We start from the raw sequence: 12,317 nt of genomic DNA on the forward strand, positions 1-12,317 counted from the left end.
CCGGTCATCATTCGCCGATGAGCGGCTGCGGCCAGCCCGGCCGCAGCCCGTGAACGCCCTGGCGCACGAGCGTTCGGCGCGCCGCCTTATTCGGCGGGCTTGATTTCGTAGGCGCGCGTTTCCTGGTCGACGCGCGGCATGATTTCGAGCGTGTCGGCGTCGGCGGCCCAGACGGTCTGCAGGATGACGGTCGGGATCAAAGCCCGGTCTTCCATGGCGATGTAGGAGGCATCCTCGTAGAGCTTCTTGCGCGCGTCGACGTCAAGCGTCTGGGTGCCCTCGTCGAAGACCTTGTCGAATTCCGGATTGGAATAGCCGGTTCGGTTGAAGTTGCCGAAGCCCTTTTCCGCGTCCTTGGTATGCGCCAGCGCACCGTAGGTATAAGCGGCCTCGCCGGTGAGCGTACCCCAGGCCGACATGGTCATCGTGTATTCCTCACGCGCGGCGGCGGGGAAGAAGACCGTGCCGTTCAGTGCCTGGGCGTTGACCTTCAGACCAAGGCGGGCCCACATCTGCGCCAGCGCTTCGCAGACCACGGCATCGCCGGGAACGCGGTTGTTGGTGCAGGTGAAGTCGATTTCGAAACCGTCCGGATAACCGGCTTCGGCCAGAAGCGCCTTGGCCTGCTCGAGGTCGTATTCGCGCTCGCCAAGCTTGTCGGAATAACCGAAGAAGCCTTCCGGCATCAGCTGGTTGGCCGGGCTGCCGAGGCCTTCCAGCACGACATTGACCAGAACGTCACGGTTGATGGCGAGGTCGAGCGCCTTCCTGACGCGCAGGTCCTGCAGCGGGTTGCCGTCGACCGGCTCGCCGTTGATCGTGACCGGCTGCGGCTCCTCGTCCTTCACGCTGGGCGCAATGTTGAGGATGTAGATCGAGTCGGAGATGAAGGTTTCCAGGCTGTCGTCGTTCTGGAACGCCAGATAGTCGGACGCCGGAACATAGTTGATCAGGTCGACATCGCCGGAGCGCAGCGCGGCAACGCGGGCGGCGTCGTCGGGAATTTCGCGGCGGACAACTTTGTCCCATGCCGGCTTTTCGCCCCAGTATCCGTCAAAACGCTCGAGCACGAGGTCGCCCTTCGGCTCCCACGAAACGAATTTGTAAGGGCCGGTGCCGATGGCGGCTTCGCCGGAGTTGAATTCCTCGTTGCGGGCTTCCATGCCGGTTTCGGACGGCACGACGAAGAGACGCGTGAAGTCATTCGGCAGGGCAGGGGCCGTGCCCTTGGTGTGGACGCGCAGCGTGTAATCGTCGACGACTTCGACACTGTCGACATACTTGGTGTAGAGCGTCATCGGCATCGGGCCGGTGACTTCCGGGATGCGCTCGATGGAGAACTTGACGTCTTCGGCGGTGAAGTCCGAGCCGTCATGAAATTTCACGCCTTCGCGCAGCTTGAATTCCCAGGTCATGTCGTCGATCGGCTCCCAGCTTACAGCAAGGCCGGGCTTCAGCTGCAGCTTGTCGTCAACATCGACAACCGTGTCATAGATATGGCGGAGCGCTTCAGCCTGGCTGCCAAGCGTGGACCAGTGCGGGTCGATGGAATCAGGACCGGCGCGCAGGCCGATGATCAGGTCTTCGGCATAGACAGCGGGCGCAGCCGCCAGAATAGCCAGCGCCGCGACGGCGGATCTCAGGAATGATTTCGTCATATGTTTGTTCCCCTTTGTTTCATTATTCTGATACAGTAGGGCGCAAAAATTGATACAGTCAAGTCTGAGTTAATACAAAAATGCCGTTCGGTCATTCAAAAAATGTCAGATTGATGACTTGGCAGCCCGAGTGTTTTTATCCATTATAACACTATGACAGACACGCAGGCACAATTTGATCAGGCCATGGATCGTATCATTGAGGCCGTCGACCGTTCATCGACGGTTCCGGTTTCGGTTCAGTTGCGCGGCGCGCTGGAGTTCGGCATCGCTTCCGGCGACCTGCCATCGGGCGCGCGTCTGCCTTCGGTACGGTCTCTTGCGACCCGGTTGCGAATATCGCCGGTGACCGTCAGCACCGTTTATGCCGCATTGCAGGAGGTCGGCAATATTGAAGGCCGGGTGGGCTCAGGCACGTTCGTGAAGAGCATGTCGCTTTCCGCCAATGCCGGCCGGCTGCGCGAACTCGATGTGAAGATTGCCGAACTGGTCGAGCTTTCCCGCGAGTGCGGGATCAACCCCTCCGAACTTGCCACGCGGGTGTCGATGATGTCGCGTCAGACGCACGTCAATATGCGACTTCTCATCCTCGGTAATTTCGTTGAGGCCACTGAAGCCTATGCGCGGGCGCTGCGCCCGCACCTGGCCGCCGGAGACCAGTTGTCGATCGCCACCATGGACGATCTTGCCAGCATCGATCCGCAACAGGTCGATCTCGTGATTTCGCCGCGCAGCCTTCTGGAGCCGGCGAAAGCGCATTTCACCGATACGCCCATTACCGGCGTTACCCTGATTCCCGATGAAGCCACGCGGGTCGCGCTTGCCTCGCTTTCGACCGATGCGCGCGTCGTCGGCTATTCATATTTCGATACATTCGTCACTATGATGAAAGCGGGTATCCGGCGTTTCGGGCCGCATATCACCGAATTGCAGATCGCGGTGCGCGGCGCGGCGGATGTGGAAGCGGCAATCGCCGCTGCCGATGTGCTGGTTTATGCGACCGGTGCGGACTATCTGCTCGAAACACTGCGTCCCGATCAGCAGGCATTTGAATATCGCCACACGCCCGATATCCACGCCGTGCGGAAGGAACTGCTTCCCACCATTGAGGCGTACAGAACAAAAATCCTGAAAAAACGGAGGGGCAACGTTGAAAATTTCCGAAAGCAACTGGTTTGAAATCGAAGAATACCTGAAGACGGATGACCGTTGCGTCCTGCCGCTGGGCAGTACCGAACAGCATGCCTGGCTCAGCCTGTCGGTCGACAGCATCCTTTCCGAAAAGGTCGCAGCCGATGCAGCCGCGCCGCTCGGCGTTCCGGTTTTTCCCGCGGTCGCATACGGGCTGACGCCCTATTTCATGGCGTTTCCGGGGTCGGTAACGCTGAAGCTTTCGACCTATGCGGCGCTCCTCTCCGATATCCTCGACAGTCTTTATGTCACTGGTTTTCGCCGCATTCTCATCGTCAACGGCCATGGCGGCAATACGCCGGTGCAGCCGGCGACCATGGAGTGGATGGAGCGCCACGAAGGCGCGCGCTGCCGCTTTCATGACTGGTGGCGGGCGCCGAAGACGATGGCGACCGTGCGCGAGATAGACCCCGTCGCAAGCCATGCAAGCTGGATGGAAAATTTCCCCTGGACGCGGCTCCCCGGTCGCGAAATGCCAGCCGAACAGAAGCCTTATGTCGATTTCGACCGGCTGCGCGATCGCAATTCCGCCGGCGTGCGCGAACTGATCGGCGACGGCAATTATGGCGGTTTCTATCAGCGCCCTGATGAAGACATGGAGCGCATCTGGACCGTCGCTGTAGAAGAGACGCGCGCTCTGATCGAAGGCGCGTGGGCATGAGTCATTCACCAATCCTGATCTGGGGCGCCGGCGCGATCGGCGGCGTCCTCGGCGCTTACTTCGCCCGCGCCGGCCATGATGTTCATATGGTCGATATCGTGCCGGAACATGTTGCCGCGATGCGCATAACGGGCCTTCGGATCGAAGGTCCGGTGGAAGAATTCACGCAGGTTTTGCCGGCCAGCACGCCCGATGAACTTGAAGGACAGTTCAGCCGCGTCTTTCTGGCGGTCAAGGCGCATCATACGGCCGATGCGCTCGACATGCTGGTTCCGCATCTGGCCAAGGGCGGCTATGTCGTTTCCGCCCAGAACGGCCTCAATGAGAAGGTGATTGCCGGGAAGATCGGCGCTGAAAATACGGTCGGCTGCTTTGTCAATTTCGGCGCCGACTGGCTGGAGCCGGGGCGCATTCTTTATGGCAATCGGGCCGCCGTCGCTGTCGGCGAACTCGATGGCACAATGACGCCGCGTGCCGCCGAGGTTCGGAAACTGCTTGCGCTGGTCGAGCCGGACGCGGTGGCGACCGACAATATCTGGGGCTATCTCTGGGGCAAGATGGGCTACGGCTCGCTGCTGTTCTGCACCGCGTTGACGCCCGATTCCATGTCGGATGCCATGGCGCGGCCCGAACACCGCGTGGTGTATGAAAGGCTCGGCCATGAAGTCATGACGCTTGCGGCCGCCGAAGGCGTCAGCCCGCTCGGCTTCAACGGGTTTGATCCGGTGGCCTTTCTAGCGGCTGACCCGGAAGGCATGCGCATCGCGCTCGACAGGATGGTGGCGCATAACCGCAAGACGGCCAAGACCCATTCCGGCATCTGGCGCGACCTAGCCGTGCGCAAACGCAAGACGGAAGTTGACGCGCAGATCGGCATCATGCTCCCGCTTGCGGCCTCACATGGAATTGCCGTTCCGGCTCTTTCAAAAATGGTCGGCCTTATCCACGATATCGAGGATGGAAAGCGGCCGCAATCTTCTGCGCTCGTTGACGAGATGGTGCCGCTGTGCGGCTAGATTTTAGCGGAAAAGTCTTTGCCGTCACCGGCGCGGCGATGGGCATCGGCACAGCGATTGCGCGTCAGTTGAAGGCCTCGGGCGCCGAGGTTGCTGCCATCGATATCGATGGTGCCGGAATGGCGTCGTTGGAAAGGGACGGCATCAGTCTACATCAGGGGGATCTCGGAACGCGAGACGGTGCGCATCAGGCAATCCGGTCGGTGCTTGCGCAATATGACCGGATCGACGGGCTTGTGACATCGGCCGGCGGCGTGCGCGGCCAGGCAGGCCGCCCGATCGAAGAGATCGGCGAGGATGACTGGCGCGTCATCTTTCAGGCCAATGTCGATGCCGCCATGTGGTGCGCGCAGGCCGTTGCTCCCGGCATGAAGGAGCGCGGCGCAGGCCGGATCATCACCATATCATCAGGCGCGGGCTTGCGGCCGAGCCTCACCGGTATCCAGGCCTATGCCAGCGCCAAGCATGCTCTCGTCGGCCTGACGAAACAACTGGCGCTCGAGCTCGGCCCCTTTGGCATCACGGTCAATTCCGTGGCGCCGGGTTTCATTCTTTCCAATCCGTCCACGGAAAAGCAATGGGCGGCCTTCGGGCCGGAGCGGCAGAAGGCGGTCATCAGCAGTATTCACATGCGCCGCCTTGGTCAGCCGGCCGATATTGCCAACGCCGTGACATTCCTGGCGTCGCCGCAAGCAAGCTGGATCAGCGGACAAATCCTTTCGGTCGATGGAGGCCATGCATGAGCGAACCCTATGAATGGGACGAGGCGACCTGGCGGGGCCGGGTCAATCAGGTGCGCGCGGGCAAGAGCCTGCTGCCGAAAAGCTGGCCGGGCGGCGCGCGCTGCGCCGTGGCGCTGAGCTTCGACAGCGACCACGAGACCAATGAACTGCGCGATGGCGGGCAGTCGCCGGCCCGCCTCAGCTGGGGCGAATTCGGTGCCCGACGCGGCATTCCGCGTATCCGCAAAGCGCTCGATCGCTACAGCGCAAAGGCGAGCTTCTTCGTGCCCGCCGTCTCCGCCCTGCTGCATCCGGAAGAACAGCGTTCGCTTGTGGGGGACGGCCACGAGATCGCGCTTCACGGCTGGATCCACGAGCGCAATGCACAGGTGCCCGCCGACAAGGAGCGCGAGCTGATGCTGCGGTCCGCCGATACGCTGGAAAAGATCACCGGCACCCGCCCCGTCGGCATGCGCACGCCCTCATGGGACTATTCCGACGCGACGCTGAAGATCGCACGTGAACTTGGCCTTCTCTATGACAGCTCGCTCTTCGCCGACGATGATCCCTACGAGATCCTCGACAATGGCGAGGCCACCGGCATTGTCGAACTGCCGGTCGAGTGGATCCGCGATGATGCCGTCTATTTCATGATGAACCGCTTTGGCGCCCAGCGCCCCTATACGCCGCCGACCGATGTTCTCGACATCTTCCGCCGTGAATTCGACGGGGCCTATGAGGAAGGCGGCATGTTCCTTCTGACCATGCATCCGCACATCACCGGGTATCGCTCGCGCATCTTCATCCTGGAAGAACTACTGTCCCACATCACCGCGAAGGGTGACTGCTGGATCGCCACCCATGCCGATATCGCCCGCTACTGCGCTCAGGAAGCCGGGCTGAAGGAGTAAACATGCGCTATTCTCTGGCGGTCCATGGCGGGGCCGGAACCATCCTGAAATCGACGATGACGCCTGAAAAGGAAGCGGCCTATCACGCGGGCCTCCGCCGCGCGCTTGAAGCGGGAGAGGCAGTCCTGAAGGATGGCGGCAGCGCGCTCGATGCGGTCACTCAGGCCGTCTGCGCACTGGAGGACGAGCCCCTTTTCAACGCCGGACGCGGCGCCGTCTTCACCGATCACGGCGAACAGGAAATGGATGCCGCCGTCATGGACGGGCGCGACCGCAGGGCCGGCGCCGTCGCCAGCATTTTCGGGCCGAAGAATCCGGTGCGCGCTGCCCGCGCGGTGATGGAGCACACGGTTCACGTTTGTATGACCGGGCCGAATGCGCTGGAAATTGCCCGCAAGGCCGGTGTCGAATTTGGCGACAAGGACTATTTCTTCACCGAGGCCCGCTGGAATGCGCTGCAGGAAACGCTGACAATGAAGGCGAAGGGCAAGGATGATAACGATCCGGCGCGCCGTCATGGCACGGTCGGCGCGGTTGCCTGCGACAAAGACGGCAATCTGGCAGCCGCCACCTCCACCGGCGGCTGGACCGGCAAGGCCAAGGGCCGCATTGGCGACACACCGATGATCGGCGCCGGAACCTATGCCGACAATGCCACCTGCGCGGTTTCCGGCACGGGCCACGGCGAAATCTTCATCCGCTGGACGGCAGCCTCCGAAATCGCGGCTCGCATGCGTTATGCCGGCGAAAGCCTCGAACAGGCCGCCAAACATGTGGTGATGGTCGATCTCGGAGAAAACGACGGCTCCGGCGGCGTCATCGCCGTTGATCGCGAAGGCAACATTACCCTGCCGTTCAATTCGGAAGGCATGTATCGCGGCCATGTCCGCGCCGGCGAGGAAGCTGTCACCGCGATCTATGGCGCATGACCCCGCTGCGGCTCCGGGTTCTCCGGCAAGAGTGATTTCCGGATGTTGGCGACTTCTGGTGCCGTCGTGTGGACCGGACATGGGACTTATGCCAACGGCCATTGAAAATGGCCGTTGGTCTTCTGTTTGCGAGTTGCCAAGTCACCAGGACAATTGGGAAAGTAGCCAGGTTGCCTTCTGGACATGGCGTTTGTCGGCCTCCGCTGACGAGGCAAGGACGGCGCAGAGCGTATGGCCGTAACACAGCCTGACACAAACACCTCGGGCCGATCGTCAGGTCTCCACCGTTTCGAAAGCGCTGCGGGCGTAGTGCTGGGCGATGACCGCGCAGATCATCAGTTGCATCTGGTGAAACAGCATCAGCGGCAGAACGATCGCGCCGACGCTTTGTCCGGCAAAGATCGCGCCGGCCATCGGGACGCCGCTTGCAAGGCTTTTCTTCGATCCGCAGAACACGATGGCGATCTCGTCGGCACGCGAAAAGCCGAGCGCCCGGCTGCCGAACATGGTCAGCGTCAGCACCACAGCCAGCATGACCGCGTTGATGATAACGAGTTCGCCTAGATCGGCGAGCGAGAGCTGCTGCCAGAGACCCTCGGCAACAGCCGTGGAAAAGGCGAGATAGACCACCATCAGGATCGAGCCGCGATCGACCGGCGACAGGATTTTCTTGTGGCCACGCACCCAGTCGCCGATCCACGGCATCAGGAGTTGGCCGACGATGAAGGGCACAAGCAGTTGCAGCAGGATCTGGTAGAGCGCATCGAAGGAAAACCCGCCATGTCCGCCTGCAGACAGCATGATACCGATCAGGAGCGGGGTCGCGAACATGCCGACGATGTTGGAGGCGGTGGCCGCGCAGATCGCCGCCGGAACATTGCCGCCGGCCATCGAGGTGAAGGCGATAGAGGACTGCACCGTGGATGGCAGCACGGCGATGAACAGGATGCCGGCCAGCATGCCATCTGGCAATTCGAACGGCAAAAGATGAGCGATGCCGAATCCCAACAGCGGGAAGATGCCGAACGTCGTCACGAGAATGGCGAGGTGCAGACGCCAGTGCAAAAGACCACCGATCACCACCTGGCGCGACAGTCTTGCGCCCTGGAGAAAAAACAGCAGCGCGATTGCGCATTTGGTGGCAATCGCGAACCAGTCCGCAGCCGTGCCGGCCACCGGCAGCAGTGAGGCCAGCGCCACGGTGGCGAGGAGGAGAAGCGTGAACTGATCGGGCAGAAAACGACGCATATCGGTCCTTGGGGGAATGTTTGCCTGTCAGCTTCAGCGCGCGCGCGGGTCAAGCGCATCGCGCAGGCCGTCGCCGAGAAGGTTGAAGGCAAGGACTGTGGAGAAAATAGCGATGCCGGGCCACATCGCCATCCACGGCGCGCTGGAGATGTAGCGCTGCGCGGTGTTCAGCATCGAACCCCAGGAAGGGTCCGGCGGTTGCAGGCCGAGGCCGAGGAAGGACAGGCTTGCCTCCGAAATGATGGCGGACGCAATCGTCAGCGTCGCCTGTACGGTGAGTTGCGGCAGGATATTGGGCAGGATGTGGCGCACCGCGATACGCCAGCGCGGATTGCCGACAACACTGGCCGCCTCGACATATTCCTCGTTCCGGATCGACAGCACCTGTCCGCGCGACAGCCGGATGAACAGCGGCGTCGCGGTGATGCCGATGGCGATCATCGCATTGGTGAGGCTCGGCCCGAGGAACGAGGCGAGCGCGATGGCGAGGATCAGCGAGGGGCATGCGAGCAGCGCGTCGGTGAACCGGCTGATGAAACCGTCTGTAATGCCGCCAAGAAAGCCTGCGGCAAGCCCGAGCGGCACACCGATCGCTATCGCGATCGCAACCGAGGTAAGGCCCGCCAGAAGCGAGGCTCGGGTGCCCCAGATGATGCGTGAGAGAATGTCGCGACCGACCTCGTCGGTTCCCATCCAGTGGGCAAGAGAGGGCGCTTGGCGCACCGCAGTCCAGCTTTGCGCGGTCGGATCGTAAGGGGCAAGCAGCGGCGCGAAGGCCGCGATAAAAAGCATGAACAGCACCACGAAAAGGCCGACAAGTGCGCTTTTGCGGCGGCAAAGACGCCGCCAGACGCGGCTTTGAAAAAAGCCGAGGACTGGCAGGCGTGCGGCCTTCTCTGTGTCCGGGATCGCTGACATGGTTAGCCTCGCAGTCTCGGATTGACGAGTATGTACCCGATATCCGCCAGAAGGTTGAGAAGGATGTAGAACACGGCCGTGACCAGAACCACGCCCTGCACCACCGGATAGTCGCGGGTAAACACCGCGTCGACGATCAGCTTGCCGAAGCCGGGAATTGTGAAAATCTGCTCAGTCAGCACGGCGCCGCCAAGCAGGGTGCCGAATTCGAGCGCGCCGAGCGTGATGATCGGCGTCAGCGCGTTGCGCATGGCGTGCTTGAACACGACTTTCCATTCGCTCAGGCCCTTGGCCCGGGCGGTGCGCACATAGTCGCTTTCCAGCGCCTGCAGCATGGCCGCGCGGGTGTGGCGCATGATGATGCCGGCAATCGCCGTGCCGAGCACGAAGGCCGGCATGATTGTCGTCGCCAGATTCATCCTCAAATCCTTGAACGGGCTGACATAGCCCGATGCCGGCAGCCAGCCGAGATGAACCGAGAAAAACAGGATCAGCAGTATGCCGAGCCAGAAATTCGGAACCGAGATGCCGGCGAGCGAGACGACGTTGGCGCTGTAGTCGATGGCCGTATTGGGCCGGAGCGCCGAGATCACGCCGCCGGTGATGCCGAGAACCATCGCCACCAGGATGCCCATCAAGGCAAGCTGCAGCGTCACCGGCAGTTTCAGCAGGATCAGGTCGAGCACCGGCAGGCTATGGCGCATCGACATGCCGAGATCGCCGGCCAGCACGCCCTTCACCCAGAACAGGTACTGGACGGGAATTGACTGGTCGAGATGGTATTGCGCTCGGATGGCGGCAATCATCTCGTCTGTCGGGTTTTCACCGGCAAGCATCAGCGCCGGGTCGCCTGGCAGGAGATGCTGCAGCGAGAAGATGATCATCGACAGGATGATCAGCGTCGGGATGAGTTGCAGCAGGCGGCGCGCAAGAAGCGATGTCATGGCGTGGCCCTCCTTTCGGCTGCAAAGGCCTCGAAGGCGGAAAACAGCGCTTCCAGTCGCGGATCCCGGTTCTCCCGGCCGGAAAGTCCGAGATCGGCTACCGGCAGATCGCGCCAGAACGGACAGGCATTGGCATGACCGTCCTCCGTCGCCTCCAGCACCATAGGCACGGACTTGCAGTCCTCCCGCGCATGCGGGCAGCGGGTGTGCAGCCGACAGCCGGAGGGCGGCGCGAGCGGGCTCGGCAGGTCACCCACGAGCCTTTCGGATGCCGGTGGCCGGATCGTGCGCGTCGCTGCAACCGGAATGGAAGACAGAAGTGCGCGCGTATAAGGGTGGCGCGGTGCGGCGAAAATCTGCGCCGAGGCGCCGAGTTCGACGAGCTTGCCGAGATACATCACCGCGATGCGGTCGCTGATGTGCTTCACCACGCTCAGATCATGCGAGATGAAGATGAAGGCGAGGCCGAGCCGCGCCTGCAGGTCTTTGAGAAGGTTCAGAATCTGCGACTGGATCGACACATCGAGCGCGGAAACCGCCTCGTCGCAGACGATGACCTTGGGTTCGGAGGCGAGCGCGCGGGCGATGACCACGCGCTGGCGCTGGCCGCCGGAAAATTCGTTCGGATAGCGGTTCGCCTGCTCCGGCCTGAGGCCGACGAGGCTCAGGAGTTCATCGACGCGGGCACGGCGCTTCGAAGCCGGCAGGATATTGTAGAGCTTCAGCGGCTCGGCAATCGTCTGGGCGATCGTCATGCGCGGATTGAGCGAGGCGTAGGGGTCCTGGAAGATCAGCTGGACATGGCGGCGGCGCAAGCGCAATTCATGATGTCCGAGCGCGGTGATGTCCTCGCCGTCGAGGAAGACCTTGCCGGTGGTGGGTTCGATCAGGCGCATCATCATCCGGCCGAGCGTCGACTTGCCGCAGCCGGATTCACCGACGACGGCGAGCGTCTCTCCGGGCATCAGTTTCAGTGAAACGTCGTCGACCGCCTGCACCTTGGCCTTCGGGCGGCCAAGGAGGTCACGCTTGACGACGAAATGACAACTGAGATCCTTCACTTCGAGGATCGGGGTCTGGAAGTCGGTCAAGGGGCAAGCTCCTCGAGCGGGGTGCGCCAGCAGCGGCTGAAATGGCCGTCACGAACTTCGTGAAGCGGCTGGTCCTCCGCGCATTTTTCCATGCGGAACGGACAGCGCTCGGCAAAGCGGCAACCGGTGGGCGGGGCCGACATGTCCGGCACCATGCCGGTGATCGTGGCAAGCCGTTCGCGCGCCGCATCAAGCCGTGGCAGCGAGCCGAGCAGACCGACGGTGTAGGGATGCTGGGGAAAGGCGAAGAGCTGTTCGACGCTTGCCTGTTCCACCACCTGGCCGGCATACATCACGATCACATCGTCGCAGCTTTCGGCGACGACGCCGAGATCGTGGGTGATCAGGATAATGGCCGTGCCGGTCTTCTGCTGCAACTCGCGCATCAGGTCCAGCACCTGCGCCTGCACGGTCACGTCAAGCGCGGTGGTCGGCTCGTCGGCGATCAGCAGTTCCGGATCGCAGGCAAGCGCCATGGCGATCATCACCCGCTGGCGCATGCCGCCGGAGAGATTGTGGGGATATTGGTCAAACCGGACCTCGGGCGACGGGATGCGCACTAGCCGCAGCATCTCGATTGCCCGTTCCCTGGCCTCGCGCTTGTTCATGTCGGTGTGGCGCAGGATGACTTCCATGACCTGGTCGCCGACCGTGTAGGACGGATTCAGAGAGGTCATCGGCTCCTGAAAGATCATCGCCATCCGGTTGCCGCGCAAATTGCGCATTGCACCTTCAGGTTCATGCAGCAGGTCCCGGCCACCGAAGCGGATATGGCCCGAGATCTCGGCGCTGTGCTTTGGCAGAAGCCGCAGGATCGAAAGCGAGGTGACGCTCTTGCCGCTGCCCGACTCTCCGACGACGGCGAGCGTGCGGCCGTGCTTGACGTTAAAGCTTACACCGTCGACCGCCGTCACAGTCCGGTCGTCGCCATGGAAGACGACGCTGAGGCCATCGACCTCGAGCACATTGTCGCGGGATGCATCGGCCACGAGGGCCGATGCAATGTTGTCTGTGTCTGTCATGACCGT

At 62.2% G+C, this 12,317-nt stretch carries 12 protein-coding genes; 6 read left to right on the forward strand and 6 right to left on the reverse strand.

What is annotated here, in order from left to right; all coding sequences use genetic code 11:
- Positions 1-86: 86 nt before the first annotated feature.
- Positions 87-1,658, reverse strand: a complete 1,572-nt coding sequence (locus HQ843_RS08025; protein ID WP_180899021.1) for an ABC transporter substrate-binding protein — start codon at positions 1,656-1,658, stop codon at positions 87-89.
- A 186-nt stretch (positions 1,659-1,844) separates the two neighbouring features.
- Here HQ843_RS08025 and HQ843_RS08030 point away from each other — a divergent pair, with 186 nt between their 5' ends.
- From HQ843_RS08030 to HQ843_RS08055, 6 genes are read left to right on the forward strand one after another with little or no spacing between them, the layout of a single operon-like run.
- A complete protein-coding gene (locus tag HQ843_RS08030; RefSeq protein ID WP_246710312.1) occupies positions 1,845-2,837 on the forward strand; it encodes a GntR family transcriptional regulator in 993 nt (330 codons plus the stop codon).
- The gene (locus HQ843_RS08035; protein ID WP_180899019.1) at positions 2,809-3,510 is read left to right on the forward strand and encodes a creatininase family protein; all 702 of its coding nucleotides are present in this window, start codon (positions 2,809-2,811) and stop codon (positions 3,508-3,510) included. Before HQ843_RS08030 ends, HQ843_RS08035 begins: the two co-directional genes overlap by 29 nt.
- Positions 3,507-4,526, forward strand: coding sequence for a ketopantoate reductase family protein (locus tag HQ843_RS08040; RefSeq protein ID WP_180899018.1), 1,020 nt, complete (start codon positions 3,507-3,509; stop codon positions 4,524-4,526). Before HQ843_RS08035 ends, HQ843_RS08040 begins: the two co-directional genes overlap by 4 nt.
- On the forward strand, positions 4,517-5,269 hold the full coding sequence (locus tag HQ843_RS08045) for an SDR family NAD(P)-dependent oxidoreductase (protein WP_180899017.1): 753 nt from the start codon (positions 4,517-4,519) through the stop codon (positions 5,267-5,269). Before HQ843_RS08040 ends, HQ843_RS08045 begins: the two co-directional genes overlap by 10 nt.
- Complete coding sequence (locus HQ843_RS08050; protein WP_180899016.1) at positions 5,266-6,159, forward strand: polysaccharide deacetylase family protein; 894 nt, start codon at positions 5,266-5,268, stop codon at positions 6,157-6,159. The genes HQ843_RS08045 and HQ843_RS08050 overlap by 4 nt, the downstream gene beginning before the upstream one ends.
- 2 nt (positions 6,160-6,161) lie before the next feature.
- Positions 6,162-7,088 carry an isoaspartyl peptidase/L-asparaginase family protein gene (locus tag HQ843_RS08055; protein ID WP_180899015.1) on the forward strand — a complete coding sequence of 309 codons (927 nt, stop codon included), beginning with the start codon at positions 6,162-6,164 and terminating at the stop codon, positions 7,086-7,088.
- 273 nt (positions 7,089-7,361) lie between these two features.
- On the opposite strand, the gene HQ843_RS08060 is transcribed toward HQ843_RS08055, so the two are convergent.
- The 5 genes from HQ843_RS08060 to HQ843_RS08080 are packed head-to-tail and all read right to left on the reverse strand — an operon-like array spanning position 7,362 to position 12,311.
- Positions 7,362-8,336: a bile acid:sodium symporter family protein gene (locus HQ843_RS08060; RefSeq protein WP_180899014.1), complete on the reverse strand. Its 975-nt coding sequence runs from the start codon at positions 8,334-8,336 to the stop codon at positions 7,362-7,364.
- Between the two features lie 33 nt (positions 8,337-8,369).
- Positions 8,370-9,254 (reverse strand): ABC transporter permease, encoded by an 885-nt coding sequence (locus HQ843_RS08065; RefSeq protein WP_180899013.1) that lies wholly within the window; start codon positions 9,252-9,254, stop codon positions 8,370-8,372.
- Positions 9,255-9,256: 2 nt separating this feature from the next.
- A complete protein-coding gene (locus tag HQ843_RS08070) occupies positions 9,257-10,198 on the reverse strand; it encodes an ABC transporter permease (RefSeq protein WP_180899012.1) in 942 nt (313 codons plus the stop codon).
- Positions 10,195-11,289 carry an ABC transporter ATP-binding protein gene (locus HQ843_RS08075; protein ID WP_180899011.1) on the reverse strand — a complete coding sequence of 365 codons (1,095 nt, stop codon included), beginning with the start codon at positions 11,287-11,289 and terminating at the stop codon, positions 10,195-10,197. Before HQ843_RS08075 ends, HQ843_RS08070 begins: the two co-directional genes overlap by 4 nt.
- Positions 11,286-12,311: an ABC transporter ATP-binding protein gene (locus tag HQ843_RS08080; RefSeq protein WP_180899010.1), complete on the reverse strand. Its 1,026-nt coding sequence runs from the start codon at positions 12,309-12,311 to the stop codon at positions 11,286-11,288. The genes HQ843_RS08075 and HQ843_RS08080 overlap by 4 nt, the downstream gene beginning before the upstream one ends.
- Between the last annotated feature and the right edge of the window lie 6 nt (positions 12,312-12,317).

It is taken from the genome of Martelella sp. NC20 (genome assembly GCF_013459645.1).
Lineage (GTDB): Bacteria > Pseudomonadota > Alphaproteobacteria > Rhizobiales > Rhizobiaceae > Martelella.

What these genes read in the sequence shown, in the direction of transcription:
- HQ843_RS08025 (WP_180899021.1), bottom strand. Translation starts at nt 1,658, where the DNA reads ATGACGAAATCATTCCTGAGATCCGCCGTCGCGGCGCTGGCTATTCTG.
- HQ843_RS08030 (WP_246710312.1), top strand. Translation starts at nt 1,845, where the DNA reads ATGGATCGTATCATTGAGGCCGTCGACCGTTCATCGACGGTTCCGGTT.
- HQ843_RS08040 (WP_180899018.1), top strand. Translation starts at nt 3,507, where the DNA reads ATGAGTCATTCACCAATCCTGATCTGGGGCGCCGGCGCGATCGGCGGC.
- HQ843_RS08050 (WP_180899016.1), top strand. Translation starts at nt 5,266, where the DNA reads ATGAGCGAACCCTATGAATGGGACGAGGCGACCTGGCGGGGCCGGGTC.
- HQ843_RS08055 (WP_180899015.1), top strand. Translation starts at nt 6,162, where the DNA reads ATGCGCTATTCTCTGGCGGTCCATGGCGGGGCCGGAACCATCCTGAAA.
- HQ843_RS08060 (WP_180899014.1), bottom strand. Translation starts at nt 8,336, where the DNA reads ATGCGTCGTTTTCTGCCCGATCAGTTCACGCTTCTCCTCCTCGCCACC.
- HQ843_RS08065 (WP_180899013.1), bottom strand. Translation starts at nt 9,254, where the DNA reads ATGTCAGCGATCCCGGACACAGAGAAGGCCGCACGCCTGCCAGTCCTC.
- HQ843_RS08070 (WP_180899012.1), bottom strand. Translation starts at nt 10,198, where the DNA reads ATGACATCGCTTCTTGCGCGCCGCCTGCTGCAACTCATCCCGACGCTG.
- HQ843_RS08080 (WP_180899010.1), bottom strand. Translation starts at nt 12,311, where the DNA reads ATGACAGACACAGACAACATTGCATCGGCCCTCGTGGCCGATGCATCC.